This window comes from Pelagivirga sediminicola, from assembly GCF_003072125.1.
Lineage (GTDB): Bacteria > Pseudomonadota > Alphaproteobacteria > Rhodobacterales > Rhodobacteraceae > Roseovarius > Roseovarius sediminicola.
On the sequence record NZ_QCYH01000012.1, the window covers coordinates 53,514 to 80,283 of the forward strand.

Annotated in this window: 24 protein-coding genes and 1 pseudogene; 23 read left to right on the forward strand and 2 right to left on the reverse strand. The window is 55.5% G+C overall.

The annotated features are described in order from the left end of the window. Window positions 1-8: 8 nt before the first annotated feature. The 9 genes from DC366_RS15980 (at window position 9) to DC366_RS16020 (ending at window position 8,225) form a co-directional block, all read left to right on the forward strand. Complete coding sequence (locus tag DC366_RS15980) at window positions 9-656, forward strand: type IVB secretion system apparatus protein IcmL/DotI (protein WP_108693224.1); 648 nt, start codon at window positions 9-11, stop codon at window positions 654-656. Next, entirely contained in the window at window positions 656-1,867 is a 1,212-nt protein-coding gene (locus DC366_RS20330) for a DotH/IcmK family type IV secretion protein (protein ID WP_243405171.1), read from the forward strand. The genes DC366_RS15980 and DC366_RS20330 overlap by 1 nt, the downstream gene beginning before the upstream one ends. After that, on the forward strand, window positions 1,864-3,156 hold the full coding sequence (locus tag DC366_RS15990) for a DotG/IcmE/VirB10 family type IV secretion system protein (RefSeq protein ID WP_108693225.1): 1,293 nt from the start codon (window positions 1,864-1,866) through the stop codon (window positions 3,154-3,156). The genes DC366_RS20330 and DC366_RS15990 overlap by 4 nt, the downstream gene beginning before the upstream one ends. Window positions 3,157-3,172: 16 nt before the next feature. Beyond that, window positions 3,173-3,559: an IcmT/TraK family protein gene (gene icmT, locus DC366_RS15995; protein WP_108693226.1), complete on the forward strand. Its 387-nt coding sequence runs from the start codon at window positions 3,173-3,175 to the stop codon at window positions 3,557-3,559. 110 nt (window positions 3,560-3,669) lie between these two features. Then, window positions 3,670-5,028: a ParA family protein gene (locus DC366_RS16000; protein ID WP_207768742.1), complete on the forward strand. Its 1,359-nt coding sequence runs from the start codon at window positions 3,670-3,672 to the stop codon at window positions 5,026-5,028. Beyond that, entirely contained in the window at window positions 5,025-6,062 is a 1,038-nt protein-coding gene (locus DC366_RS16005; RefSeq protein ID WP_165802936.1) for a replication protein, read from the forward strand. Before DC366_RS16000 ends, DC366_RS16005 begins: the two co-directional genes overlap by 4 nt. Before the next feature lie 242 nt (window positions 6,063-6,304). Further along, window positions 6,305-7,588 (forward strand): plasmid replication protein RepC, encoded by a 1,284-nt coding sequence (gene repC, locus DC366_RS16010; protein ID WP_108693228.1) that lies wholly within the window; start codon window positions 6,305-6,307, stop codon window positions 7,586-7,588. Between the two features lie 105 nt (window positions 7,589-7,693). Further along, window positions 7,694-7,936, forward strand: coding sequence for a type II toxin-antitoxin system ParD family antitoxin (locus tag DC366_RS16015; RefSeq protein WP_108693229.1), 243 nt, complete (start codon window positions 7,694-7,696; stop codon window positions 7,934-7,936). Then, window positions 7,926-8,225 (forward strand): type II toxin-antitoxin system RelE/ParE family toxin, encoded by a 300-nt coding sequence (locus DC366_RS16020; protein ID WP_243405172.1) that lies wholly within the window; start codon window positions 7,926-7,928, stop codon window positions 8,223-8,225. The genes DC366_RS16015 and DC366_RS16020 overlap by 11 nt, the downstream gene beginning before the upstream one ends. 14 nt (window positions 8,226-8,239) lie before the next feature. On the opposite strand, the gene DC366_RS16025 is transcribed toward DC366_RS16020, so the two are convergent. After that, complete coding sequence (locus DC366_RS16025; protein WP_108693230.1) at window positions 8,240-9,349, reverse strand: tyrosine-type recombinase/integrase; 1,110 nt, start codon at window positions 9,347-9,349, stop codon at window positions 8,240-8,242. Between the two features lie 156 nt (window positions 9,350-9,505). On the opposite strand from DC366_RS16025, the gene DC366_RS16030 reads away from it, so the two are divergent. The 11 genes from DC366_RS16030 (at window position 9,506) to DC366_RS16080 (ending at window position 23,423) form a co-directional block, all read left to right on the forward strand. Then, window positions 9,506-10,480, forward strand: a complete 975-nt coding sequence (locus DC366_RS16030) for a DUF1403 family protein (RefSeq protein WP_108693231.1) — start codon at window positions 9,506-9,508, stop codon at window positions 10,478-10,480. Window positions 10,481-10,482: 2 nt separating this feature from the next. Next, window positions 10,483-11,067 carry an SMC-Scp complex subunit ScpB gene (gene scpB, locus DC366_RS16035; protein ID WP_108693232.1) on the forward strand — a complete coding sequence of 195 codons (585 nt, stop codon included), beginning with the start codon at window positions 10,483-10,485 and terminating at the stop codon, window positions 11,065-11,067. 164 nt (window positions 11,068-11,231) lie between these two features. Beyond that, window positions 11,232-12,518 carry an ATP-binding protein gene (locus DC366_RS16040; RefSeq protein WP_108693233.1) on the forward strand — a complete coding sequence of 429 codons (1,287 nt, stop codon included), beginning with the start codon at window positions 11,232-11,234 and terminating at the stop codon, window positions 12,516-12,518. A 64-nt stretch (window positions 12,519-12,582) separates the two neighbouring features. Further along, a complete protein-coding gene (locus DC366_RS16045) occupies window positions 12,583-15,195 on the forward strand; it encodes a tellurite resistance TerB family protein (RefSeq protein ID WP_243405173.1) in 2,613 nt (870 codons plus the stop codon). Next, window positions 15,188-16,495 (forward strand): ATP-binding protein, encoded by a 1,308-nt coding sequence (locus tag DC366_RS16050; RefSeq protein ID WP_108693235.1) that lies wholly within the window; start codon window positions 15,188-15,190, stop codon window positions 16,493-16,495. The genes DC366_RS16045 and DC366_RS16050 overlap by 8 nt, the downstream gene beginning before the upstream one ends. Before the next feature lie 9 nt (window positions 16,496-16,504). Beyond that, window positions 16,505-18,679, forward strand: coding sequence for a DEAD/DEAH box helicase (locus DC366_RS16055; protein WP_108693236.1), 2,175 nt, complete (start codon window positions 16,505-16,507; stop codon window positions 18,677-18,679). A gap of 360 nt (window positions 18,680-19,039) precedes the next feature. Beyond that, window positions 19,040-20,164 (forward strand): carbohydrate kinase family protein, encoded by a 1,125-nt coding sequence (locus DC366_RS16060; RefSeq protein ID WP_165802937.1) that lies wholly within the window; start codon window positions 19,040-19,042, stop codon window positions 20,162-20,164. An 85-nt stretch (window positions 20,165-20,249) separates the two neighbouring features. Continuing rightward, window positions 20,250-21,680 (forward strand): toll/interleukin-1 receptor domain-containing protein, encoded by a 1,431-nt coding sequence (locus DC366_RS16065; RefSeq protein WP_165802938.1) that lies wholly within the window; start codon window positions 20,250-20,252, stop codon window positions 21,678-21,680. Continuing rightward, window positions 21,670-22,368, forward strand: coding sequence for an 8-oxoguanine DNA glycosylase (locus tag DC366_RS20620; RefSeq protein WP_108693239.1), 699 nt, complete (start codon window positions 21,670-21,672; stop codon window positions 22,366-22,368). The genes DC366_RS16065 and DC366_RS20620 overlap by 11 nt, the downstream gene beginning before the upstream one ends. Then, a complete protein-coding gene (locus DC366_RS16075; protein ID WP_108693240.1) occupies window positions 22,365-22,955 on the forward strand; it encodes a 7-cyano-7-deazaguanine synthase in 591 nt (196 codons plus the stop codon). Before DC366_RS20620 ends, DC366_RS16075 begins: the two co-directional genes overlap by 4 nt. Further along, entirely contained in the window at window positions 22,956-23,423 is a 468-nt protein-coding gene (locus tag DC366_RS16080) for a TIR domain-containing protein (RefSeq protein ID WP_108693241.1), read from the forward strand. It abuts the gene before it with no gap. Window positions 23,424-23,425: 2 nt separating this feature from the next. Here the strand turns inward: DC366_RS16080 and DC366_RS20570 are convergent, their stop codons facing one another. Further along, window positions 23,426-23,746 (reverse strand): TIR domain-containing protein, encoded by a 321-nt coding sequence (locus DC366_RS20570; protein WP_108693242.1) that lies wholly within the window; start codon window positions 23,744-23,746, stop codon window positions 23,426-23,428. Between the two features lie 97 nt (window positions 23,747-23,843). On the opposite strand from DC366_RS20570, the pseudogene DC366_RS16090 reads away from it, so the two are divergent. The 3 genes and pseudogenes from DC366_RS16090 to istA form a co-directional block, all read left to right on the forward strand. Continuing rightward, window positions 23,844-24,353, forward strand: a pseudogene (locus tag DC366_RS16090) (transposase); the annotation flags it as partial. A gap of 295 nt (window positions 24,354-24,648) precedes the next feature. Then, window positions 24,649-24,888, forward strand: coding sequence for a hypothetical protein (locus DC366_RS16095; protein ID WP_108693243.1), 240 nt, complete (start codon window positions 24,649-24,651; stop codon window positions 24,886-24,888). A gap of 138 nt (window positions 24,889-25,026) precedes the next feature. After that, window positions 25,027-26,580, forward strand: coding sequence for an IS21 family transposase (istA, locus tag DC366_RS16100; protein WP_108693244.1), 1,554 nt, complete (start codon window positions 25,027-25,029; stop codon window positions 26,578-26,580). Window positions 26,581-26,770 lie beyond the last annotated feature (190 nt).

Consider the following 26,770-nt stretch of genomic DNA (forward strand, 5'->3'; position numbering starts at 1 on the left):
GTGTGTCGATGCTGTCAGATAATGAACATTTGAACGCAGCTGAATCTATCCTGCGCTCGGCGCGCACGTTCGAAATTTCCTATAAGGTCATGGCCAAGGTCGCGCTCGGTCTGGGTCTGTCGACCGCCGTGCTGGCTGCATCGACCGCCTATCTTGCGGTGAACCGGCCAGAGCCAAGGTATTTTGCGACAACGACAGACGGCCAGCTATTGCCACTCGTGCCTCTCGACAAGCCGCACCAGTCAGCCGCCGAGGTGAGCAACTTCGCGGTCAAGGCGGTAACCTCGTCGCTGACCTACGATTTTGCCAACTACCGCGCCGACTTCAACAACGCGCTGCAATATTTTACCAAACCCACCGGCTGGAACCAGTTCGTCGAGGCCGTCCAGAAGAGCCAGATGCTCGAGCTGGTGCAGGCCCGCCGCCTCAACACCACCGCCGTCGCCAACAACGCAGTCATCGTGCGCGAGGGCATCAACGACCGCGGTGTCTATGAATGGGTCGTGCAGATCCCGCTGCGCGTGACCTATCAATCCGCCTCCGAGGTGACAGGTCAGAACTTCATGATCACCATAAACATCGAACGGCTGCAAACCTATGAATCCCCCTATGCGATGGCAATCTCCCGCTTCATCGCGGCCTCCGGAGGTGCCTGATGCGTAATATACTCCGATCAATGCGACAGTTTCGCCTATCGACGACCGTCGGCGCCGCCGTCTTATTCGGCCTGATGCTCTCATCTGGCCAGGCGCAACAGGTGCTGAGGGATGCGGGTGGTGATGAGACCGTTCCGCCCGGCAACGAGGTTCAGACCCCCCTGCCCCAGCCCGCAAACCGTCCGACCGCGACCCTGCCGGGTCAGAACGATGGGACCACGGTGGTCACCATCGAGAATGGCAGTCAGCCAGCACCCGGTCAACAGACCCTGCCCACCGGCGCCGACCCCCTCACCCAGAACGAGATCAATCAGCGGCAACAACCGGCAGATCAGCAACAGCAGACACCGACTGGCGATCTCCCGATCGTCGGCGCGAAAGAGTTGCTGCAAAGTCTGGACGATCTCGACCGCCCGCTGACGCCAGAAGAGATCACCGCCTATGGCGCGGCGATCCAGAGCCAGTTCCCGATGACCCCGGAGATGATCCGCGACTATCGCAGGCGTGTTGATGAGAGCCAGAAGGCCGCCGCCACCCCGCCATCGGGTCAGTTTCCAAAATCGATCACAGATGCCAAGCGGATAACGCTGAATTCGGCGCAGGAGCCGGAGGTCCTGTTGACCGGGCCTGATACGGTCAGTGTCATGGCCTTTTACGATCAGACCGGCGCGGCCTGGCCGATCGCGTCCTACGTGATCGGTAAACCAAAAAGTTTCCAAGTCTATGCGATGCAGGAGGGCTCGAATCAACTGGCGGTGACGCCGCTGGTCGCCCACGGGTTTTCCAACATCGTGGTGTCTCTCGTCGGCGAAAGCCGACCACTGGTCTTCGATGTGCGCACGAACTCGCTCAACACGCATTATCGCCGCGACTTCACGGTGCACGGGTTGGGGCCAAACGCTGCATCAAAGCCCCTTCAGACCCGACAGAGCGAACCGGTGACGCGGGCCTCAAACGACGTGATGATGGCCTTCGCCACCGGTGCCGACATTCCGGGCAATGCTGTGCGTCTCACCACGGACAACAGAGCCGTCAAAGCCTGGCGCTATGACGGCGCGATCTATCTGCAATCTGCCGATGCGATCATCTCGCCGCCCGCCTCCGGGATCCTGACCGGGCCCGGCCAGGTCAAAGCCTATCGAATCAGGCCCACATCCGTTGCGCTGATTTCCACCAACGGGCGCGTCTCCAAAGTGAGGATCTCCAAATGAGCGAGTCCAAGAACCCAAACGAAAACAATGATGAAGCAGACATTGGACTTGCAGGTGACAGGAGCGACACGGCGGACCGAGCCAGTGCAGGCCGTGTTGCCCGCGTACGCAAGGGTGGGCTTTTGTCATTCAGAAACATGGCTTTGCTGACGATTTTGGCCGTCGGTGGCGCAGTCGGCTATGAGCTCTGGAAGAACCCGGAACTGATCGGCCCGAGCCGGCTGGCTGGAACGCCGAACGTCGATGATACGCCAGCCGGTGATCAGCTGCGCACCTCAGAACGTTATCAGGATAATTTGCGACAGCAGAACGAGGACGGTGCCCGCGAGGCGCAGGAGTCTGACACGTCATTCATCGCGACACCGGATGAGCCTCTGCGTCAGATCGATGAAAAGCCACCCGCCACGGCGCCAAACCCGAATCGCCCGCTACCCCCGGCGAACGCCCCGGTCGAGACCGAACAACCCAGAACCGTGGTGATCGATCGCCAGCAACCGGTGCAACAACAAGCGCGACCAATGCCGGACCAGTCTCAACCCCCGGACTACGCCCGTATCAACCAGCTCGCCCAGTTGATGGCGACCCAGCAGCAGGGGCTGATCGGCGCGTGGAGCGCTCAGCCATCGGCCGTCACAGTTGTCGTCGAGGAAGACCTGGTTCCCAGCGAAGACACCACCTCTTCCCGAACCAGCGATGGCAGGACGCGCCAATCGGGCGCCCCTGCCCTCTCGGAGCCGCTTATTCGCGCGGGCGACGTCGTTCTCGCCTCGACCATCATCACCAATGACAGCGACACGCCCGGCCCGGTGGTCGCGCAGATCAGGAAAGGGCCGCTCAGAGGCGCGCGCCTGCTCGGCGGATTCGAGGCAAACCAGAACGACACCCATCTCATCGTCCGGTTCAACGCGGCTGTGCTCGAAGACGGCACGCAGATCCCGATATCCGCCTACGCGGTCGATGCTCGTCAGAAGTCGCTTGCGGTACGCACCGATCTGGATCGCCGTCTTTTTGCACGTTATGCGCCGCGCGTCGCGGCGGCATTCGTGTCGGGGGTCGGCGACGCCCTCTCAGATCCTGGCACATCGCTGATCGATCTTGGCGGTGTCACGGGTGTCACCCGCCCGGCGCCAACAATTGAGCAAGGCCTCTACAAGGGTCTCGCAGAAATTGGTCACGATCTCGCGGGGGAGTTTGTCCAAAGCGCCCCAAAAGGACCGCTGATCTCTTTGCGCTCTCGCCAGATCATCGGCGTCTTGTTCACCAGCAGCGTCGTGTTGCCGAACCGTTAAGGGCTGGAGGTTCACCATGGCTGAGAACAGATACAACATCTATCGCTCGACGGTGCATTGGCGCTACGCCATGGCGCGGCCGCTTCTGGCGTTCTTCGACGCGCGCCTGATTTTTTTCATCGTCCTGTTCGTCTTCCATATCCGCTGGTGGACGTTTGCCGTGCTGGTGTTTGCGATCGCTGGGTTCACCGGGGCGAGTTACTTCAACTACGCGCTCGAGAATGTCGTGCGCTTGGTGCGGTCGAAACTCGTGGGGTCGGCCCGCCCGGCTATCACTTATACGCGGCTTCGGCCCATGGCGGATTATGGCTGGGATGCTTTGAGGAGTGAGGGGCCAAGCGGCGCCACTACTGTGATCTTGAATGTATTCAAGATACCCATCTTGCTCAGGTATAGGCCATAAAGAGCGTCTATTTAGTATAGGAGTGTCATATCTATACATCATATACCAAACCGTGCTACTACATGAGCAGAATCGATTCCATAAGAGAATCGGAAGCAGTGGTAAGTATCATGAGCGGTACCCTAGAACAATTTTTGAACGACCTTTCGCGCGGTCTCGATAAGACAATGGTTTCGGTCAACAAAGACCTGACCATTCGCAATCGGATCAAACGATCTTGGTCCATGCGGCAGTGCGCCCGCTTTCTCAATGTCAGCATTCAATATCTTACAAAGTTTGCCAGAGAGAATGGTGACTTTCCGGCCGGTGAGTATGTTGGCAGAGAGCGAGTATTCACGCTCGTCGATCTGATGCATATCCGAGCTCTGTTGGCCGCATCCGCAAAGCGGCCATATGACTATTTGGCTTGGAGAAAGCCCGGCGACCCGCTCCCGGTAATTTCGTTCGCGAGCCAGAAAGGGGGGACTGCCAAATCGCTGACGGCCGCCCACTTCGCGCAATACCTGAGCCTCAATTATGGGATGCGTGTAGGAGTAATGGACGCCGATCCTCAGAGCACGATCACACTCTATTTCGTCGGAGGCGAAGGACTGCCTCAGCTTCCGACAGAAGATACGGCAACACTGGTCGACTTTGCCGGATTATATATGAGCGAAGATGGAAAGCCATACACAGAACATGATGCAGATACCCTGGACAGCTTCTTCCTAAAGACGTCTTGGCCCGGATTGCGCATCCTGCCTGCGCACGGCGAAACCTCCGAGGGCGAGCTTCAGATCACGCGCTTGATTCGCGATAATCCTCCTGAAAAGGCATTTTATAGATATCTTCGGGACTCTGTCGAACGGTGGCGTGACCACCATCAACCAAAAACGGTTCCAAACGAATTGGTGGCCAACGGCTCAGTCGACCCTACGAAACTCAGCAATGCTCTCAGTGAGACGCTCGATTGCATTATCATCGATTATCAGCCGGCGCTCACACTGTTTCAGCTAAACAATGTCGTGGCATCCACCAATCTGGTTATTCCGCAGACCATGAAGGGCTTCGACATTGCAACCTTGTCCACCTTCGTCACCGGGCTTCGTGGTATGATCAACCATATTCTCGATCACGATCGCATCGAAATCGGGACAGGGGCCAACATGCTGTTGCCAACGATCGTGCAGCGAACGAATGATCAAGACCTGAAACAAGTGGCCAATCTGTTGGAGCACTGTCCGACTGAGGTCTTGCCGGTATTCTACCTGCGGTCAGATGCAATAGCGAACGCTTCTGATGTCTACCAGTCGGTGTATGAGTACGAGCCCGATACTCGCGGAAAAAAGAAGGGTATTGAGCGCTTCATTACGAATGCTGATGCTGTCAACGATGCAATTGTTTCGCGGATTTGGCCGGGCCGTGAGCGAGGCTATGCTGAGACTTGGATCAACGAATTCTACGAGGAAGACGGGGAGGAATCCGCATGAAACTTAAGCGTTCCTTGTTGAAAGATACAAGCAAGCCATCTGACGACGAATCAACTAAGAACCCGGGAGCTGAAACCGAGGCAATGGCTGAAGTGGTGAGTCCAAATCCTGTTGCTGATGCCAAACCGCGCGTCGGTGGCGCCGGAAGCGCGTGGAAGGCGGGAGCTGTTGAGCAAAACAAGGCGGCGTTGGGTAGGGCTCGTCAAAAGATGGTCGACGACATCCTCAATGGTCACCATGAACTATCACTGGTTTCGGCAATGGTCGTTGACAGACTTGGAACGGATCGCCGTGTGGATTGGCAAAGCCAAGAGGCGTTCCAGTCCCTCAAAAATAGTATCGCAGCAAATGGGCAAGATACTCCGATACAAGTCTGGCCAAGTGATCCGAATTGGAAGCCAGATCCGCTAGACCCAGAAAACGTTGATGGAGTGCAGTTTGAGCTGATCACAGGACGAAGGCGGCATGCGATCGCAGAGATGCTTGATTTGCCTTTACGCGCCGTCCTGGCGTCGCCCGAAAAACGCGGAACCGAGGACGAAGAATTTGAACTCCTGTTCATGCGGTTTAGAGAAAACGAAGAGCGTGAGAACCTCGGCCCGTTCGAACGACTTCTATCGATCGGAGAAATGTTTGAGAATCTCAAAGCCAGTAGCGTCTCGAGAGACGTCACGGCCGTTTCCTTCGCCAAGCGCATAGGCGTCCACGAGAGTATCGTATCACGTGGAAGAGCTGTTTTTAGAGATCGAGAGCAAATCTTGAATAAATTCAAGAATGCTTATGACCTCAGCTTTCCTGACCTTCAGAAGGCCGTGTCTAGTCTCTCAGAAGTTAAGAAGACCAAGGCTAAAGTGGCTGCAAGACCTAAGAAGGTAGTCGTTACAAGATCAGTTGGATCGAGAAAACTCTCGATGTCATCGCAAGGTGGGAAGCTGTCCGTCAGCGCCGCCGGATTGGATTTGGATAAGCAGGGTCTTGAAGGCCTTGGCGATGTAATCGCAGCTTATCTGCAAGAACATGGGTCGAAAAAATGAAGTGCTCACCTGCAACGACAGGGAAGGGTGCGCGACCCTCAATTGAGGCCGAGAGCAGAGAGGAACATCACGTGATCTAACGGCAAAAGAAAAGCCCCCAAACCAAGCGGCCTGAGAGCTGATCTAATTCGTTGTGCAACCTTTAGATACCTCTCCCGCGGATCGAAGTCAACGACACAACACCGATTCGGTGAACGGGACCCTTTTGCCTTCATTCAACTGATGGAGGTGTAGAAACACTCATGAAACATACAGGTTGGCGCAAGCCGACGCCGGGTCTTGGAGTTGCTCAGCAACTTGCCCAAGCCGGCGAACGGGTAAGTGTACCCAAATCAAGGGCTTTTGTGGCCGTAAAGCGTGTGGGTGCGCACATAGGGCTTAAGGCGAGTGATATGATGCTCCTCGACACCCTTGGGGCCTTCACACAGGCTCAGGACTGGGAGGAGGGCAGGCGGCCGATCGTGTGGGCCTCCAACGCCTATCTGATGGAGCAGACGGGGTTTTCACTCTCTGCCCTCAAGCGCCACGCACGCCGCCTCGCAGAGGCGGGCATCATTGCCTTTCAGGATAGCTCTAATGGCAAGCGATGGGGACGCAGGGACGCGGATGGCGTGATCGTCGAGGCATACGGCTTTGATCTGTCACCCATGTCGGCCCGTGTCGCAGAATTCGAACATCTCCACGCCGAGCTTCAGGCTGAGCGCGAGTTGTGCCAGCGCCTGAAGCGTCAGATTACAATCGCACGCCGGATGATCCGCGCTCGGATCGAAGCGGCTCTCAGCGGGGCGCTGAAAGGCCCTTGGGGCGTCTTCACTGACGTGTTTGAGGACCTTCTGGGCAGGCTTCCGCGCCGTCACGAGGCCTCCGAGACGCTTGAACGCCTTTTGGACTGGTTCAGAAAGCTTCAGGAGCGTGTCGAAGTGTCGTTCCTCAAGGCAACTGCGATGGATGAGGTTGTGGATAACAGCTCTGAAACGAATGAACAAACATCTAGAAAGACTCAAGATATGGACCCCAAGGGGGTCATTTTCGACCCTCATATACTAATTACAAAACAACTTGATCCTGTAACTAGTAAGTCCTCAGAAAATGAGAACGCGGCGGCCGTGGTGCCAAATGCGCCACCGGAAGAGCGTGTCGATCAGGAGCTGGAAGACTGGGTGGCTGAAACCCGCAAAATGCGGGGAACAGCGCTTGATCTGCAGACAGTCATGCAGGCTTGTCCCGAATTCGCATCCTGGGCGCACAATATGGGAGGATATCTGAAAGATTGGGGCGATCTTTACCGCGTCGCAGGCCAGCTCCGACCTATGATCGGCATTTCAGAGCACGCCTGGCACGTTGCCCAGGATCGATTGGGCAAGCAAGTGGCGACAGCGGCGCTTGTGCTCGTGTTCGACAAGCATTGCGCCGGCGAGGTGGCCTCACCTGGGGGATATCTGCGTGGTATGGTTGAGAAGGCCGGGGCAGGGGAGCTGCATCTTGAGCGCAGCTTCTACGGTCGCTTGAGTGGAGTGGCGGCGTGAGATCATGAGAAGATTATGTCCTTCGCGTCGCTTTCGGTCTGCGGAGAGTGGAAGGATCTTGATATTTGGCAATCTTTGCCATAGGTTTTCATAAGGAGGCTCATCATGGTGACAATGAATGTATCTCTCCCGGAGCAGATGAAATCTTGGGTGGAGCAACAGACCGAAGGTGGTCGGTTTGCCAACTCAAGCGATTACGTGCGCGATCTTATCCGCCGCGATCAGGAGCGGGGTATGGTGATAGCGGAGCTTCAGTCCGCAATTGATGCTGGGCTGGAGAGCGGTCCGGCCGCGCCATTCGATCCCACGGCGTTTAAGCAGAAGATGCATTCCACACGTGGCCCGTAGCTACGTTCTTCGACCGCTTGCTGAACAGGACCTTGCTGACATCTGGACCGACGGCGCGGATCATTGGGGCATTGCGCAGGCCGACCGCTACTTCGACGGGATGGTTGAGCTATTTGATCTCTTGAGCGAACAGCCCGAGATAGCCCGCTTGCGAAAAGAGTTCAGACCGCCCGTTCGGATACACATCTACGGATCCCACATTTTTGTTTTCGAGACCGTCGAGACCGGGATCGCCGTTATCCGTGTTCTTCATCAACGACGGGATATCCTGGCGTTACTTGGTGACTGAAGAGGGCAGGGGGCTTATAGCCCCGCAGCCTTGGTCAGATTCACGCGGAACCGATCACGGCGGCGTTGGTAGCGGCGTGTCATCTCGGCGGACGCGTGGCCGAGGTGCTTCTGGACGTATCGTTCGTCGACTTCCGCGCTGCTGGCAAGACCAGCCCGCAGCGAGTGGCCGGAGAACAAGGCGAGGCGCTCTTTTTCGGGGAGGTCGGACCGGATGCCAGCATCCAGCACTGTTTGCTTGATCAAACGGGCGACGTGTTTGTCACTGAGCCGCGCCTCCAGTGCCTTCGTGCCATCACGGGACGTGCGGACGAACAGAGGCCCAAATTCGATCCTGGCAAAGTGCAGCCATTGTTCCAGTGCGTGGACCGGGCAGGTCTGGTCGCTGGAGCCACGGCCAATCTCGACTTCGCGCCAGCCAGTCTTGGCGTTTAGCGTGAGCAGGGCACCCCCTCCATTCTTGTCGCCCATGATCTCGATCCAGCCGCCGCTGTCGGGCGTGTCGTCCTTGTGGACGTCCAGGCCGACGATCTCCGAGCGCCTGAGGCCGCCAGCATAGCCCAGAAGCAGAATCGCCCGGTCGCGCAAGTCCCGCAGGTCGAAACCCAGGGTGGCCACCATGGCGAGAATGTCATCACGCAGGATCGCTTCCTTCTGAACCGGCGGCCGCGCGTGCTTGCGCTTGATCCCGGCCAGCACGGTGGCGATGTGGCGGTTCTTGCGATCAAGACTGAAGCCGCGTTGTTGATAGTGCCAGGCGAGGCCCGAGAGACGCCGTTCGATGGTCGTGACCGTTGTTGTTGAGGCCTTGCCAACTGGCGCAGCCAGGTCCGCCAGATAGAGTCCGATCATTTCGGGAGAGGGGGGCAGGGGATCGGTGCCCTTGATCCGGCACCATCGCCCAAAGTGTTTCCAGTCGGCAGCGTAAGCCTTGTTGGTGTTTTCGGCCGTGGAGGCTTTGGCGTAGTCGCGCGCGGTGTCGACAAGACGATCGAGGGTGCCCGAGCCCGCGACATGCGCGGGCAGGGCGATCCCATCGCTTTGTTCTTGATCTCCCTCGTCGTCCTGAGCAATACTAAATGCACCAGTGGTTGATGAAGTCGGTTTCTCGTCCTCTGAGGTCATTTTCCAGTGAATCCAGCAATGAAATTGAACTGCTTCCCAGCATATCTTTTCATGTCCGATAATGCAACATTATTGGACGTAAGAGAGAACTGTAAGGCGGGGCGGTTAGCGCAGTATTTTCTGGAGTAAAGCGCCGCGTGGGTTTAGGCTTTCGGGATGAAGCAAGCCGCTAAACCCACTCTGAGCGCTACCAAGAGCATACAGCTGCTACCCCGCTGGATCACCCTCCCGCAGGACGATACCCCTGAAACTGTTGCGTTTTTATCGGGCGCTGCGTTAGCGATGCTAGATGTGGTGCTGCGCGACCCGGGCGGCACATTGCCTGCGCCGTTGTTGCGGGACCGGTTGGCAATGGATGCGGCTGTAGCCTGCCTGAGATTGGAAGGTCGCAGTGACTCTGCATCCGATATCCGGGATGCGGTGTGTTTGGCGCGGCCAGTGCGACTGGTGCGGCCAGAGCGACTGGGGCGGGCAGGGGATGCCTATGGGCCTGCTGGAGACATGTTTGTGGCATGGCGCAGGTTGGCGCGGGTGAACTTGGCCGCGGGTGGGTGGACAGACCGTGTCAGGACGGTGCTGCCTGCCGCGGTGGCGGACGCGATGCCGGATTTTGGCGCCCCTCCAGGACCGCCGGTTGCACAGGCAAGCCGGATACTGGCGGACGTGCTGCGACAGTTTCCCCGCGAGGAAGCGGCGGCATTGATGTTGGCGGATCTCACGCTGGCCCGCGCGGTTGGGTGGGATCGGCCCATGCCGTTATTGGCGGCGCATCTGCCGCGCAAGGATATCCGAGCGATCGCGGACGGGGCAGGCGATCCGGGTCCTCGTGTGCATCTGGCAATGATTGCGGCCTGCGATGGGGCCATTCGCAAGGCTGCGGATCTGGATCGCCGCGTCGCGAAGTTGCGGGCCGTTGCGCCGACACTGCGGGCCAAGGGATCGGATGAGGCGTTGGCTCTGTTCTTGAGCCATGATGCAGTGTCGCCATCGGGGATGTTGTCTCCGATGATACAAGGCACGGCGGTCCCGATGACAGACCGTGCGGCACGGCGGCTCTGTGATCGGCTGGTGGAATTGGGCGTTGTGCGCGAACTCACCGGGCGCGCGACGTTCCGGCTCTACGGGGTGTGAACATGACCAAGGAAACGCCCGAGTTAGACACTGAATTGGAAGACCTGCCGCCGGACCTGCGGTGGCGGGAATGGATGGGCCGCATTGAGGCGGTGATTTTTGCCAGTGCGGCACCGGTGCGCGCTGCGGATCTGGCGCGCGTTGTGGGGCAGGGGGCATCGGTTGATCTGTTGATTGAGGATATCAAAGCGGAACTGGCCGGTCGTCCCTATGAGCTGGTCGTGGTTGGCGATGGCTGGATGATGCGCACGCGGGTGCGATTTGCAGGAGCGATACGCGCGGCGGCGGATGTGCGCGACCAGCTGGTCGACTTGAATGAATTCGAAGTCGCTGTGCTCGCGTCGATTGCCTATCACCAGCCACTGACCCGCGATGGGTTGAAGGATATTTTCGGCAAAGATATCAACCGCGATCTAATCGCACGTCTGCGAGCGCAAGAGTTGATCACCCCCGGACCGCGCAGCCCGCGGGCCGGGGCACCCTATACCTATGTGACGACGCAGAAGTTCTTGGTGGTGTTCGGGATGGAAAGCCTCCGCGACTTGCCTGATCACGAAGGGTTACAGGATGCTGGTCTGGCGAGTTGACACGCAGAAGCTCATGTAGTGTGCAAATGGTGAGCTTCCTAATGAGCAAATGGTGAAGCTTCTAGTAGACAAATGGTGGACATTCTAATATGCAATCTGTGGTAAGGAACCAGACCCCTCACACGGTATGTTTTCCACAAAGCTCGAAAGGGAAGCTCCGATCCATGAGTGATACAGAAGACTACCTGCCAAGACACCTCGTTCCAGAGCTTGAAGATGCAATCGCATCAGCACGTGTGGTTAACCTCATAGGCCCGAGGCAGGTCGGCAAGACGACACTTGTAAGAGACTTGTTTGGCAATGGCCGTTTTATCACTTTGGATGACGCTGCAGTCTTGGCCGCCATTGAATCGGACCCAGAAGGGCAGCTCGCCAGTCTGATGGAAGACCTAGACCGCGCACCGCTTATCATTGATGAGGCTCAGCGGTCTAAAAAGCTGGCTCTGGCAGTTAAGAGGGTTGTGGATACCAATCGGCGCAAAGGGCAGTTTGTCCTTACCGGATCCTCCAACGTGTTTACGACCACTGACGTAGCTGACTCGCTTGCGGGCAGGATGCGCACACTTAAGCTCTGGCCCTTGTCAGTCGCCGAAGTCAAAAGAGCACCTGTCAGCCGCCTAATGGATTGGGCGATGCAAAAAGACCCGAAGCTAGGGCAAGTGGTTGATCCAGAGCCGGTCAGCCGAAGTGACTACATTGATCTTATTCTGGAAGGTGGCTTTCCTGAAACCAGAACGCTGCCACTCAGATCCCGTCAGCGGCAGTATCGGGACTATATCGACGCGGTCGTTGAGCGCGATGTGGCAGATATCACGCCGGTTCGGAAGCCAGATGCCCTGCGTATCCTGATAGACCAGATGGCGGCACGGTCGGCTCAAGAGATCAACGCGTCCGAACTCGCCAAACTGACCAAGCTGCAGCGCGCTACGGTCGAACAATATCTAGATATCCTGATACGGTTATCAATGCTCACCAAGCTGGGTGCCTGGACATCGGGTGAGGGCAAGCGGGAAATCAAGAACCCAAAATATCACTTCGCAGATTCAGGCATAGCCTGTGCCTTGCGCCGCTTCACTGAAGATACCTTTACCATCGACAACAATCCGCAAGCCCTCGGCGGTCTGCTTGAGAGCTTCGTTTTGAACGAGATCCAGCGTGCCGTCCCGATGCAGGCCGCTGACTATCGGCTCTATCACTGGCGCAGTGCGGACCAGCGGGAGATTGACATCCTGATCGACGGCGGCAGCCATCTGGTCTGTGTCGAGGTCAAAGCTTCTGCATCAGTCAGCGGAGATGATTTCAAACACCTCAAATGGTTCTCAAAAGACGGACCCGGTCGTAGTCGGGCATGTACCGGCATCGTGTTCTATTTGGGTCAGGAAAAACTCACCTTTGGTGATAGAAATTTTGCACTCCCCGTGAGCGCCCTGTGGAGTGACATCAATGCTTAAGCCTTTGCATCCTAGGACCTGCCTTGGTCTGCTCTCATCGTGACGCGGACCGAGAGCGTAGTTATTGAAAGTCGCAGAGATTTTCGCTGCTACTTTAGCGATAGTGATTGCATCGCAAATCACGCAATCTAGTGTGTTCCGAAAGAGGGTTTCGTTAATGGCATCAATTCTAAAGTTTTTTCGAGTTTTATTTTTTTTCGCGATTTATTTTTTGATGTGCATGGTGGCCGTAGTGACTGTGTTGCAAGGCTGGCCCGTTGGCGGTCAAATGCTCTTTGCCTTTGGGTTGCCTATCTTGCTTGTGTGGTTGCAAGAGCGCAGAAGGGCACGGAAGGCGCTCAGCAAGCCGGATACGATTGAAGATAAAAAACAGCGTAGCCATTCACCCAACATCGCGCCGCGCATTTCCGATAAAGAGATTGTCCGCAAACCTCCGATGAGCGCTGAGAAACCAGCCGCATCTCCCCAACTGCCGCCTGAATTTCCAAAACAGGATCACGCTGAAATTGTGCGTGCTGGCCAGTCTGCGGCACCAGCACTTTCCGCCATTGCAACGCAGTATGAAAACGCGCGGCCAAAAGGACAAAAGACGCAAACGAATTCACGTAGGAGTGGCTGGATATCTGCGGCAGAGACAGCGACCGTTGCTGGACGAGATATCGGTGGAATGGTTTATGTCGGCACGCCGCCATTGCTCAATCAGCACGGCTATCAAGACAAATGCAGAGCATTCATTGACCCGTCTCTTTCTGTCGCTAGGACAGGGGACGATAGGGCAGGGGAGGGTATGTCGTACTGGCCTGGGTACTCCGATATTTCAGCACGAAGCAGGGCTACCTATCTTGAGTGGTTGGCAAGTGGCCGTTCTGACCCATCCTATGATCCGGGTTACATTTTTTTGTATTTTTACGGGTTAGAGCGGCGATTTTTCGTCGACCAATCCAACGCTGATGCAAAGGATATCATCGCGGAAGTTCGGAGATTGATTTCTCTTTATCCTGAAAACCATTCGGTGAAACGATACTTGGGTGAATTTCTTGATATCGCGACACTTGCCGAAACTGAGTTTGAGGCGCTGGAGCCGACCTTTGAACGCCAGGGTTGGGAGCTTCCATTTTCGTTGAAGTATGCGATTGGCGCGCGTCTCGATAAGGGAGAAAACCTGAGCGCAGACTGGGTCCTGAGCTGGTTGATTTGCCATCCAGAGAGCCATTTACGCACGCCCGCTACGCGCTGTCGTGAAGAGTTTCTGGCGTTGTTCAAGATGAGGTTCGACGATCGCTTTCCCAATGGGCTAAAGGTCAGCAAGCCGCGCAAACACCTCAAAGCAACGTATCGCGCAGCCTCAAGCGAGTTCGAGGGGACACTCAACCCAACAGCCGACGGCAAACCCGTTCCAGATATCTCCGGATTGCGAAAGCCGGTCGAGATTGCGCAGGAAGTCGCGGACGAAGTCATAGACGGCCTTGATAAGCTGAGCCGCTATCTTGGTCGGAACCCCGAGGGTCGCGGAAGCATCGAAGCGCATGCCCTCTTGCCACTAGATCTGTGGACCCTGTTCCCATCGACAGAAATGGAAGCGCTGAAAGAGTGGGCGAGGGGGATCATGAAGAGCGGCGGACTTATTCCGCTGGCCGACGTGATCGAAAAGCTCGAAGGACAGCGCAGCACGAAAATTGGCAAGCGACAGCTAACAGGGGCGGCAGATGCTTTGGCGCGTCTTGGATTTGGGCTGGCACCTGATCCACGCTTTGCACTGCGTTCCCCGAAACCGGAAGAGCCTGTGGTCTTGTTTGATCTCGGCGAGCAGATCGAAAAGCTGGAAGATGTTTCGGCAAGTTATCAGACTGCGTTGATGGAGTTAGCTCTTGCCTCGTTTGTCGCCCATGCTGATGGGCGTATCGCCGAAGCTGAACGCAAAGCGTTGGAGGCTCAAGTTGCATCTGTTGAGGGGCTGAGTGAGCAGGAGCGCCACCGGCTTCAGGCAAATATGGTATGGTTCCTTGCTGTGCCGCCTGACATGACGCTGCTGCGCCGCAAACTCAAAGATGTTGGTGTGGAAGACCAAATGGCGATGCGTGCGGCCTTGGTGGGTGCGGCACACGCCGATGGTGTCATCCAATCCGAAGAAGTCGCCAGTATTGAGAAGGTGTACAAGGCATTGGGTCTTGATCCGTCGCTTGCGTATTCAGACCTGCACGCTGGAGAAATTGCGGATGCACCACGCACTGTTCGCGCGGCCCAGCCGGGCAATTCTGGAGAGGCCATTCCTGAGCTACAAAAGGCAACCGGGCCAGTGCTGGATGCATCGCGGATCGCGGCTATTAGATCAGATACGGCGCGGGTGTCTTCTGTCCTTGGACAGATATTTGAAGCCGAGGAAGAAGCAGAAGAGGGCAGGGACTCCAAGGATGTAACGCTGTTTGCTGGGCTAGATGCAAAACATGGGGCACTGCTGTTGGATTTGGTGGGCCAAGAGAACTGGACCGAGGACGCATTCGAGCAGCTTTGCGGAAAGCATGGATTGATGCCGTCAGGTGCATTGGAGGCCGTAAACGAGTGGGCCTTTGAGACTCATGATGAAGCCTTGCTGGACGAGTATGATGGATATGACGTGTCTCCGGAGATTGCGGATGCGGTAAAACAAAAATTGGAAGGGGAGGGGCGTCATGTCTAAATTGAAGCCACGTGAACGCGATGCAATTGTTCAGGCTTTGCGGGCGGGGGTCGTGCCAAAACTGGGCCTGCGTCATATTCAGGTAGGACGCGTTCGCGAGATCGAAGAACTTGTGAAGGACATGGAACGTATCGCGGACGGCGGCTCAGCCATCCGTTTCGTTATCGGGGAGTATGGATCAGGCAAAACCTTCTTTATGAACCTGATCCGTTTGGTGGCTTTGGAAAAAGGGCTAGTGGTGATGTTCGCTGATCTTGCCCCTGATAGACGTATTCACGCGACGGGAGGTCAGGCACGTGGCCTCTACGCAGAGATGGCGCGCAACCTGTCGACGCGCACAAAGCCCGACGGCGGTGCATTGGCCAGTGTGGTTGAACGGTTTGTCAGCCAAGCCCACCGAGACGCCGAGGAAAAAGATGTGCCGACTGGCACCATTATCCGTGAGCGTCTGAGCCATTTCGAAGAACTCACTGGCGGTTTTGAATTTGCAGAGGTCATTCGCCGGTATTGGGAAGGCCATGAGAACGGGGATGACGAGCTTAAGTCTGCTGCTCTGCGCTGGCTTAGGGGAGAATTTGCAACCCGCACGGATGCGCGCAAAGCACTTGGCGTGCGCACGATCGTCGATGATGCGAGCGTTTACGATCATCTCAAGCTGATGTCGGCATTTGTGTGCGAGGCGGGTTACAAAGGGCTGCTTGTCGGCCTTGATGAAATGGTGAACCTGTTCAAGCTCACATCGTCCCAAGCACGCAATGCGAACTACGAGCAGATTCTGCGGATTTTGAATGACGTGCTTCAGGGCAGTGCCGAGAACCTTGGCTTTTTGATGGGGGGCACGCCAGAGTTTTTGATGAGCACGCGCCGTGGGCTTTATAGTTACGAAGCCCTGCAATCGCGGCTGACAGAAAACACCTTCGCCCGGGATGGTTTGGTCGATCTGTCAGGGCCTGTTGTCCGGCTTGCAAGCCTGACGCCGGAAGATCTGTTTGTTCTGTTGGCCAATGTCAGACGCGTGATGCAAGACGATGAAACGGCTTTGCCGGATACAGCGCTGGAAGCCTTTATGAACCATTGCTCAGACCGGATTGGAGAGGCCTATTTCAGGACGCCACGCAATACTGTCACGGCTTTTGTGAACTTGCTGTCCGTGCTGGAACAAAACCCAGGTGTTGAATGGAGTGACCTGATCGAAAAGATCGACGTCTCAGAAGACCTGGGCGAGGACATGAGCGAGGTGGAGGAAACTACTGGTGCTCAGCCAAGTGGTGACGATGATCTGATAAGCTTCAAGCTCTGAGCCCTGAGGATGAGCAGCGCCTTTGACCAACTTGCACGCCCCGTCCAGAAGTGGATCAGACAGCAGGGGTGGCGTGAGTTGCGCGATATTCAGGCGCGCGCAATTCGGACTATTTGCGAAAATGAGAACGACCTCATCGTTGCCGCATCAACGGCCGGTGGTAAAACGGAAGCTGCATTTTTTCCGTTGATCTCTCAGGTACTGGACACACCGGCTGAAGGCGGCGGGTTCGACGTGCTGTACATCGGGCCACTCAAGGCGCTGATCACGGATCAGGCAGGGCGGTTGGAAGGCATCTGTCATGAGGCGGAACTTCCAGTGGTGCCGTGGCACGGCGATGTCTCGCAATCGGTCAAAACGCGCGCGATGAAAAACCCCAAAGGGATTTTGCTGATCACGCCAGAGTCGCTTGAGGCGTTGTTCGTCCGTCGGGGCTTGGAGATTTCGCGCTTGTTCGGGGCGACCCGCGCGGTGGTTATAGATGAGTTGCACACCGTGCTCGACAGTGAGCGCGGGGTGCAATTGCGGTCCCTGCTGACACGTCTTGAGCTGGCGCTCAAAAGGCCCATTCGCCGGATTGGACTATCTGCGACGCTTGGAGATATGGACCTAGCCCGCGCTTATCTGCGGCCTGACAATGCGGAAAACGTCATATTGATCGAAGCAGAGGGCGGAGAAGCGGAACTGAAACTACAGCTGCGTGGATATCTTTCCGGTGGAGAAGACGACAACACCCCATCTGCCACAGGCGCTGTCGCAGCGCATTTGTTCGAGCATCTACGCGGAAGCGACAATCTTGTGTTTGCCGGTGCCCGTCAACGTGTTGAAATTTACGCTGACCGACTGCGCAATCTTTGCGAGCAAGACCATCTTCCCCAAGAGTTTTATCCGCACCATGCCAGCCTTTCACGCGATCACCGTGATTTTGTCGAACGCCGCCTTAAAGATAACAGCAAACCGACCACGGCTGTCTGCACATCCACTTTAGAGTTGGGTATCGATATCGGTGATGTGACCTGTGTCGCCCAAATCGGCGCACCCTTCACCGTTGCAGCCCTTCGGCAGCGATTAGGACGTTCAGGACGTCGGGAGGGTCAGCCAGCAATCCTTCGACAATATGCGGTAGAAACGAGGCTCACCTCGGATAGCAGCTTTGTGGATCGTCTGAGGCTGGGGTTGATCCGGTCCATCGCGATGATCGACCTTCTGCTGGAAGGCTGGTGCGAACCACCCAAGCCGCAAGCGCTGCATCTGTCTACACTTGTCCATCAAATCCTTTCAGTGATTGCGCAGCGGGGAGGGGCCCCGGCAAATATTTTATACAGCGTACTGTGTCGCGAAGGACCGTTTCGCCAAGTCAGTACAGCGGTGTTCACTGAGGTGCTGCGTGCGCTTGGTAATCCTGAAACGGGCTTGATAGAGCAAACGGACGGTGGGTTGTTACTGTTGGGGCAAGCCGGGGAACGGCTGGTTGAGCATTATAGCTTTTATGCGGTGTTCAAGACGCCCGAGGAATTCCGTCTGGTCTCAAACGGGCGAGATCTTGGGACACTACCGATTGACAACATCCTTTCACCTGGGATGATGCTCATCTTTTCTGGACGCCGTTGGCTGGTTCAAGAGATCCATGATCGTGAGAAGGTTATCATGGTCAAACCGGCCAAAGCAGGTGTGCCACCTGTGTTCGGTGGCGATCCGGGTGAGATTCATGACAAGGTGATCGAGCGCATGTTCGATGTGCTGGAAGCTGATAACAGTCCTCTCTACATGGACGTAAATTCGCTCGAAATGCTTGAAGAGGCGCGGCTGAACTACGCTCAGATGGGGTTTACGGATGCGTCCCTTGTCAATTTGGGTGAAGAAACCTCAATCATCGCAACAAAAGTAGGAACAATGAAAACGGCAACGTTCGCGCTTGCGCTGAGAGGGTTTGGGTTTTCAGTCGAACAATATGATGGCTTCCTTCAAGTGGAAGCAGGTGACGAAACCCCGCCGATATCTGTAATGCTCAAGAGAATTGGAGGCGGCGAGGACGTTGACCTGTTTGCAGGCGCAGGAAATCTGCTGACTGAGAAATTTCACCCGTATTTGACACGCGGATTGTTGGAGTTAGATGCGATTTCATCGAGGCTTGAACCCCAGAACCTTGCAAGTGTTGTCGCGAACCTTGCTTTGAAGCAATAAGGCAGGAAGCGAATCTTTCGCAACAATTTGCATGGAGGTCCGTCATGCGCGGCTTTATGTATCAAATCGCCCTATTTGGACCCATAGGCGCTGACGTCAGACAGTCTGGCGATAGCTGGAGCATTCATCGGACGAGAATGCAATTGCCCGTGTTTCGCTATCTGCTCAGCCTTTGTGCCAAAAATTATAATGTCGCTTCCAGCGCAGAATCGGATACATCTTGAGACCACTAAAACGTGAGGTGTTGATAGAACGCATGCAATTGATTGCACCGAGTAGATATCGCGGGCAAGTTGGGCGAATGTACTCCAGCGCAGCACACCAAACAGAATGTCCCCATCCTGCATATGTGATAAAATCATGCATGTTGTAGGAGGTGTCTATCAAGAAGTGTGTCTGCGACCCGCGTGGAATGCCTTGTTTGGGTCGGGTGGTCGAGCAGCAATGTCAATAGCAGCGCTTTCAGATGAAGTCGTGCTGCATTGCTACTTTGAAGATGCTAGCAGTCTCCCCCTTGACTCATACAGGGACCACGGTATCCAACTTTCATTGACAAGGCGTGACTCTGGTATCGCTTTTGCATATTTCCATCCGCTCTCTGCTCCACATCTTCATCCCCCAATATCTATTCAACACGAACCGATCCAAGTCAGAGGTGAGGCGGTGCTCCGTTTTGGATTTATCGAGGGTGATGCGATCGTCTCAGCCAAGCGAGCCGTCTTTGATCCTCAAGGGACAAAGGAAATTCAAGATTTTTTTTCCAACGGGTCGAGTGCCGAGCAATTGGCGCTTGTACTCAACGAAGCAGAACTGAATCTTAGAGCTTCAGGAGCGACACTTATCGAGACGGCCGGGGAGATTATTCGTCGAAAGCAGGCGAACGTTGTTGTTATCAAAAGAGGAATTCGTGGAGCGACCGTAGTCGACGCACTTGAGCGAAGCTTCGACGTCCCATCATTTCGATCTCCGACCGTCTTCAAGATCGGTACAGGTGATGTATTCTCTGCACTTTTTGCTTTTTTCTGGGCGAAGCAAGGCCAAGAACCTGAAACGGCTGCATACCGAGCATCTGCAGGTGTAGCAATTTACGCGGATACCAAGCGATTGCCCTTGAGGAGCACAGCACACGACTACAACCCTGTGACCGGACCGACCCGAGGGCGGGTCCAAGTTGTTGGAGCGCGCGATACTCTCGGTCGCCACTATGTATTTGAGGAAGCTAAACATCGTTTGCGCGAGCTTGGCGTCGCCATCCAAGGGGATCTCGCAACGGGAAGAAGCGAAAGACCATCTGCTATTCTCATAATTGCGGATGGCCTAAGTCAAGAGGCTGTTCAAACCATCCTTGCTTCGCATAAAAATATTCCAGTAGTACTACTTGATGAAGTACAAGCTGGGGAGGGCCTTAGTAATTTGCATGTCGAATGTACCGTAAGTGATTTCACGACGGCCTTGTATCACGCTGCCTGGGCGACTATGGTTTGAAATGATGTAAAGCCAACCGCCTTGCTTTGTGAGGTCGTGAAACGTAGCGCGCCAACAGCTTATTTTTTCGAAAGAGATTCAACTTTTGGCTGACCTTGTACTTATCTACGGCAGCGAAGATAAAAACATCGCAAAGAAGCTCGTGAAGCACTTAGAGACTCGATGGAGCGTTTGGTGGGACGAGTACATCAAAGAGCGCTTCGCAGAAGAAATAAATCAGGAGATTCAGTCGGCAAGTTGCGTCATTGTGCTATGGTCAAAGACGTCAATAAAAAAAGATACTGTTCGCGACGATGTTCAACTGGCCAAGGATCACAAGGTTTGCATTGTTGGGGTTACACTCGATGACAGTAAGCCAGCCTACGGTTTCGGAGGATATAGTTCAACTTCGTTTTCCAGCTGGGACGGTAAAGCCGATCATCAAAAATATGAGGCTTTATTTTCACGTTTACTATCAGTGCTACCATCGCCTCAAGCCCCTGATCGACCGATAAACATTGCCAACGGTCGCCTTCAACTGCCGACACTTTTTCTTTCAGTTTCTTCCTTTGAGACACAATTGGTACCAGATCAGGCAGTCAAAGCGCTAACTATCGCCAAAGCACCTGCCATATTAGTTTCAGCTTGGGATCTAGTAGAGCGCCGGGAGCCCGCGTCTTTAATTAGTGAGCTGAGAGCGTTTCGTGAGACGGGAGGTTTTGTTTTGCTCGACTCAGGAAACTATGAATCATCTCGGCTGATGATGCACGAATGGGAACCAGAAGACCTCGCGCAGGCTTTAAGACACGACCTGCATGATTGGGTTTTCTGTTTCGACAAACTGGCTCACTTCAACTTCGATAAAGACACAACACCGGAGGGAATCTCCGACAAAATTGTTAACATGGCCAAGCGAGATCAGGGTTTCACCAACGCGCCGATTTTACCTGTCGTCCACGCACCACCGTCACCAAATTCAGGTTATCAATTCGAGCTCATTCCTGAAATTACGAGAGTTGTAGCTGAGGCGCTTCAACCTCAGTTGATTGGCATCCCCGAACGGGAATTGGGAGCTGGTATAGTTCAGCGCGTCAAGACTATGCGTGCCATACGTAAAGAGTTGGACACTTTGTCATTCTATCAGCCAGTGCATCTATTGGGGACAGGCAATCCTTGGACAGTCGCCATTATGGCTGCTGCGGGTGCTGACACATTCGACGGGCTCGAGTGGTGTCGGACAGTAGTAGATCACGAAAATGATCGTTTGAACCATTTTCAACATTTCGATCTTTTCGCATGGCAAGCTGAACTTTCCAGTTCAATCGTCGTCCAGGAGGCACTTAAGGAAGGCTCGGGTGTGGATTATTCCGGAAAAGTCGCCTTTCACAATCTTGAGTATTTCTTAGATTTTGAAATCAAACTGCGCGAGGCTGCTAGCAAGGGTCGATTGGAAAGTTTTGTGGGCGCGCGCTTGGGCAAAGCGGCGGTTCAAGTTTTGCATGAAGCAGCACCAGAATTGTTCGACCATGATCTATAGGGCTGACCAAATCCAAGCCGCTGTGGCTAGCATCTGTCCAGAGATAAGGCGGAGAATTGAGTGTACCGTTCCTGCCGTCAGCGAGCGCGCCCTATGGTGGGACCTGTCATCTTGTATTCTTAGCAGTCAAGTCCCTTACCCGCTTGCCGCAGCCGTAGCGGACGTACTCGACAGATCTGAGTTGCTCCTAACCCAAAAAGCGCACACTCAGCGGGAGAAATATATTTTGGAAATTCTGAGCGAACCGGTCAACGTTCAGGGTAGATTGCGGAAGTATAGGTTTCCATCGGCCAAGGCATCTCAGCTTGCTATGACACATAAGCAAATACATAAAACGCGCGACAGTCTTTCGGAATTGCTTGAAGAGTTTACGACAGCAGAGGATGCTAGAAAATGGCTGGTCGACAACGCACCTGGCCTTGGCCCAAAACAAGCTAGCATGTTTCTCAGAAATGTTGGGCTAAGCTACGACCTTGCGATCTTGGATCGCCATGTCTTGGAATACATGGAACTTTTAGGTTTGAACTCGGCACATAGTCGCTCTGTGCAATCAATTTCAGGCTATGTCGACACGGAAGTTGTATTACGCGCGCATGCCAGAGACTCAGATTGCCCAGTCGGTATCCTAGATTGGGCCATATGGATCGTGATGCGTGTAATTAAGCAGCCAAAGGAAAAGCTGATATGAGTGTTGTGACATTAGTGTCAGGAGGCCTTGACTCCAGTCTTGTTGCCCTTCTCGCCAAAGAAGAAGGGCTCGAGCAATTTCCACTTTTTGTGGACTATGGACAAAGGGCTCGGGATAAAGAGCTAGATGCCTGCCGCAGAGTGTTGGCGCGGCTTGATCTTCCTGCGCCGGAAGTTGCCGGCCTTGGAGGGTTCGGTTCACTTATCCGTTCAGGACTGACCGATCCAACATTGCGTGTGTTGGAGGATGCATTTACGCCGGGGCGCAACATGCTGTTCCTGTTAGTCGCCGCTAGCTATGCGTTTCAAAGAGATGCGGATGCTGTCTCGATAGGGCTACTTCACGAGGATGCTAGCCTATTTCCTGACCAAACTGATGCCTTCCTAAAAGATGCAGAAGCCATAATTGGACGCTGCATGGGTAGGGAAATTCGAGTTCTTGCGCCACTGTCGGCCTTCCATAAAATCGATGTCGTCGCGCTAGCTCAAGCGAAGGGCATCATTGGCACCTATTCATGCCATTTGGGTCTGGATGATGCCTGCGGAGCTTGCATTGCGTGCAACGAATTCAATTTCGAGGAGGCTTAGATGGGAGGTGGTGGTGGTGGCGGTTGGAACCGTCTTGGTGATGTTAGTTCACTAGAGCAGAAAGCCCGTGAAGCGCTCGCTGGCGGCAAAAAGAATGTTTTCATCAGCTTCGCTGCGGAAGACATGAATGAAGTGAATTTGCTACGTGCTCAGGCCAAGAACGACAACAGTGACATCGAGTTTAACGATCACTCGGTAAGGGCTCCCTATGATAGCAAACGAGCTGAATACATAAGAGAAAAAATCTCTGAACGAATAAAACGATGTTCAACAACCGTCGTATATCTATCCGATTCAACAGCTCAAAGTCGGTGGGTGAAGTGGGAAGTTGAGCAGAGCCTAAAGCTGGGGAAAGCAGTTATTGCTGTTCATGCGGGAGAAAAGTACTCTGGAAAGAAACCGGAGTGGCTACAAAAGAATGGGATTAAGGCTGTTCCCTGGGCCAAGTTGGCAGCAAAGCTAAAATGAGCTTATTCCCACTGACGATATAGACCATCGTTAAAGTGTCTTGCGCCGCCTGCCTTTGTTTGTAGATCAAGTCCTTTGAATTCGCCAGGCCAATTCAAAATCGCATGCTGAATGGGTCGAAGCTTGAATGGAACGTGTACCACGCACTTGTCACGTATAATGGGCGGGCAGAGTTCATCCTGAAAACGACTATTATTCAGATTGACGGCAATGATTGGAAGCTCGAGTTCAATAGCTAAATCTATCTCCCATCTGACGAACTTATACAGGTTCTTTGTTTTCTCCCCAATTAGAATAAGTAGTCCGCCCTGAATAACTCCCATCTATCTGAATTATATCGGAAAAATGGCGATTTTGTTGGGCAAGTCTCGCAAGGTTTTGTATTCTGGCAATAGAAACCCTGCAAATTTGAGCCACGATATGAAGCCCAAAACGCCGCCTTCTGAACAGGATGATCTCTTCCGCGCCCGATTGGCCGAGATGATCGACATGCGCCACGAACTGGTGAAGCTCGCTGAACTGATTGACTGGGAAACCTTCGATCGTGAATGGGGCGGGTTCTTTCCGTCCCACACCGGTCGCCCGGCAACACCGCCGCGGCTGGTGGCGGGGCTGCTGTATCTCCAGCATGCCTTTGCCCTTTCCGACGAAGGCGTCGTGGCGCGGTGGGCAGAAAATCCTTACTGGCAGCACTTCTGCGGCGAGACATTCTTTCAGCACCGCCTGCCGATCGACCCCTCGTCGATGACACGTTGGCGCAATCGTATCGGTGAGGAAGGCGTGGAGTGGCTGCTAACCGAGACGATTAGGGCCGGACAGCGTGCTGGGGTGGTAAAGGGTAAAGATCTCAAGCGGGTGACTGTTGATACCACAGTCATGGAGAAGAATATCGCCCATCCGACGGACGCCCGGCTGTATGAAACCGCGCGCCGCTGTCGTGGCTGATCGCCTTTGTCCGCAAGGCCAAACCCAAGTTTGAGTCGGCACCGAAAGCGCCGCCAAAACCAATCGCACCAACCCCACCTTGCGCCGATCCGGTAATCCTCATGGCAAGGCCAGCGCCCTTTGCAAACAAAGCATTTCACGAAAGCGACCTTCGGAAGGCTATCGGGAAAGATGCCTATGACCAACGTGTTGCTGCAATCCAAAAGACCTACGGCGCGAACCATTTTGCAGCTAAACTGGCCATTCACGGACAGGCTGTCAAAGAAGGGATAATCAGACCATGAAACCTCTTTCGATCATCATCGCGGCGCTGACTATCCTTGGCCCAGGTGTTGCCAACGCTGAATGGTGTGATCCACCAATCGCACCCGAGCTGACCGACATGGAGTTGGCAAAGGAGTTTCGCGACGAGTTTTATGACGAGTTTAACCAGTATTTTCGTGACGCTTCGCAATACACTGCCTGCCTCGATGCCGAGCGCGTGCGGGTTTCGCTAATTCCCGGACACGGATTTCAGTAATTCCCGGACACGCGTTTCGGTAAATCCCGGACAGGGATTTCGGTAATTCCCGGACAGCTCCGGGGGCCTTGGGTACGGTTGGTCATCGCCTGCGCCGTCACGGCACTCTGCCGGTCTTGAACAAGATCGGGAGGGGACATGCCAAGACGGAAGCAACCGAGGCGCATGACTGTGCAAGACATACGAACCATATTGCGGCTGACGCATGAACAGGGGCTTTCGGTGCGCGAGGTCGGTCTGCGCCTGAAGCTCAGCAAGACGACCGTGGCGACCTACCTGCACCGCGCCCGGGAGGCAGGTCTGGACTGCTGGCCATTGCCTCCCGGCCGCGATGACGATGCGACGCTGAAGCAGGTCCTTTTCCAGCGTGTCGGTCGTCCGCCCCGGGATCTGACGGAACCCGACTGGCCGAAGATGGCGGCGGAGATGAAGCGCAAGGGCGTGACGCTGGTGCTGCTCTGGGAGGAATACCGCACCGCCCATCCCGACGGCTATGGCTATACCTGGTTCTGCGAACGCTACCGCGAGTTCGAGAACCGCATCAGCCCCCGGTATCGCAACCGCCACGAGGCCGGCGCGGTGATGCAGACCGATTACGCCGGGCACACGATCCCGGTGATCGACCCGGGCACCGGTGCTGAGCATCGCGCGCAGATCTTCGTCGCGGTTCTGGGGGCGTCCAATTACACCTTCGCCTGGGCGAGCCTCAGCCAGAAGCTGCCCGACTGGATTGATGCCCAGGTCCGGGCGCTTAAATTCTTCGGCGGGGTTCCCAAGGCGATCGTCTGCGACAATCTGAAGGCCGCCGTGGCCAAACCGCTCTGGTTCGAGCCGTCGCTGACCAAGACCTTCTCCGACATGGCCACGCATTACGACACGACCGTGCTGCCCACGCGACCGCGCAAGCCCCGGGACAAGGGCAAGGTTGAAGGCGCGGTGCTGATCGTGGAGCGCTGGATTCTGGCCCGTCTGCGCAACCGGCAGTTCTTTTCCATCGAGGCGCTGAACGTCGCCATTGCCGAACTGCTCGATGATCTGAATGCCCGGATCATGCGCCGGGTCGGACGCTCGCGCCGGGAGCTGTTCGTGGAGATCGAATGCCCCGCGCTCGGTCCGCTGCCCGATACGCCTTTTGAGTACGCGGAATGGAAGCGCGCCAAGGTGCATCCCGATTACCATATCGAGGTTCTGCATGGCTTCTATTCGGTGCCGCACCGCCTGATCGGGCGCCAGGTCGATGTCCGGCTCACCCACCGCATGATCGAGATCTTCCATAATCACGAACGGGTTGCGGTTCACCACCGCCGCGGACAGCGCGGCGGCCATAGCACCATCAAGGAGCACATGCCCAAGGCGCATCAGCGCTACGGTGGCATGACGCCCGAGAGCCTGATCACCCGGGCCGCCCGCACCGGCTATCACGCCGCCGCGCTCGTCGAGCGGCTGATGCGCGACAGGCCGCATCCGGAACAGGGCTATCGCTCCGCCCTCGGTGTGCTCGGCCTGCAGCGCCAGTTCGGGGCGGACAGGCTGGAAGCGGCCTGCGAACGCGCCCTGACGGTCGGCACCGTCAATTATACCTCGGTGCGCTCCATCCTGATCACCGGTCTGGATCGGGCGCCCAGTCCGCCAGACCCCGTCACCGCCACGCCGGTCCACGACAATATCCGCGGCCCCGGCTACTACCAGTAACCCCGGAAAGGACAAACAGATGCTGACACACCCCACACTCGACCAGATGGCCGCGCTCGGCCTGACAGGCATGGCAGACGCCTGGAAGGCTTTGGCCGAACAGGATCCGGGTCGTAAACCTCCGCCGAGGGCCGTCTGGCTGCTGGGCTGTGAGATCGTTTATCGAGTGTCCTTATGGACGCACACGAAG

Excerpts from the sequence above, each read along its gene's own strand:
- DC366_RS15980 (WP_108693224.1), top strand. The coding sequence starts at position 9 with ATGCTGTCAGATAATGAACATTTGAACGCAGCTGAATCTATCCTGCGC.
- DC366_RS20330 (WP_243405171.1), top strand. The coding sequence starts at position 656 with ATGCGTAATATACTCCGATCAATGCGACAGTTTCGCCTATCGACGACC.
- DC366_RS15990 (WP_108693225.1), top strand. The coding sequence starts at position 1,864 with ATGAGCGAGTCCAAGAACCCAAACGAAAACAATGATGAAGCAGACATT.
- icmT (WP_108693226.1), top strand. The coding sequence starts at position 3,173 with ATGGCTGAGAACAGATACAACATCTATCGCTCGACGGTGCATTGGCGC.
- DC366_RS16000 (WP_207768742.1), top strand. The coding sequence starts at position 3,670 with ATGAGCGGTACCCTAGAACAATTTTTGAACGACCTTTCGCGCGGTCTC.
- DC366_RS16005 (WP_165802936.1), top strand. The coding sequence starts at position 5,025 with ATGAAACTTAAGCGTTCCTTGTTGAAAGATACAAGCAAGCCATCTGAC.
- repC (WP_108693228.1), top strand. The coding sequence starts at position 6,305 with ATGAAACATACAGGTTGGCGCAAGCCGACGCCGGGTCTTGGAGTTGCT.
- DC366_RS16015 (WP_108693229.1), top strand. The coding sequence starts at position 7,694 with ATGGTGACAATGAATGTATCTCTCCCGGAGCAGATGAAATCTTGGGTG.
- DC366_RS16025 (WP_108693230.1), bottom strand. The coding sequence starts at position 9,349 with ATGACCTCAGAGGACGAGAAACCGACTTCATCAACCACTGGTGCATTT.
- DC366_RS16030 (WP_108693231.1), top strand. The coding sequence starts at position 9,506 with ATGAAGCAAGCCGCTAAACCCACTCTGAGCGCTACCAAGAGCATACAG.
- scpB (WP_108693232.1), top strand. The coding sequence starts at position 10,483 with ATGACCAAGGAAACGCCCGAGTTAGACACTGAATTGGAAGACCTGCCG.
- DC366_RS16040 (WP_108693233.1), top strand. The coding sequence starts at position 11,232 with ATGAGTGATACAGAAGACTACCTGCCAAGACACCTCGTTCCAGAGCTT.
- DC366_RS16050 (WP_108693235.1), top strand. The coding sequence starts at position 15,188 with ATGTCTAAATTGAAGCCACGTGAACGCGATGCAATTGTTCAGGCTTTG.
- DC366_RS16055 (WP_108693236.1), top strand. The coding sequence starts at position 16,505 with ATGAGCAGCGCCTTTGACCAACTTGCACGCCCCGTCCAGAAGTGGATC.
- DC366_RS16060 (WP_165802937.1), top strand. The coding sequence starts at position 19,040 with ATGCATGTTGTAGGAGGTGTCTATCAAGAAGTGTGTCTGCGACCCGCG.
- DC366_RS20620 (WP_108693239.1), top strand. The coding sequence starts at position 21,670 with ATGATCTATAGGGCTGACCAAATCCAAGCCGCTGTGGCTAGCATCTGT.
- DC366_RS16075 (WP_108693240.1), top strand. The coding sequence starts at position 22,365 with ATGAGTGTTGTGACATTAGTGTCAGGAGGCCTTGACTCCAGTCTTGTT.
- DC366_RS16080 (WP_108693241.1), top strand. The coding sequence starts at position 22,956 with ATGGGAGGTGGTGGTGGTGGCGGTTGGAACCGTCTTGGTGATGTTAGT.
- DC366_RS20570 (WP_108693242.1), bottom strand. The coding sequence starts at position 23,746 with ATGGGAGTTATTCAGGGCGGACTACTTATTCTAATTGGGGAGAAAACA.
- DC366_RS16095 (WP_108693243.1), top strand. The coding sequence starts at position 24,649 with ATGAAACCTCTTTCGATCATCATCGCGGCGCTGACTATCCTTGGCCCA.
- istA (WP_108693244.1), top strand. The coding sequence starts at position 25,027 with ATGCCAAGACGGAAGCAACCGAGGCGCATGACTGTGCAAGACATACGA.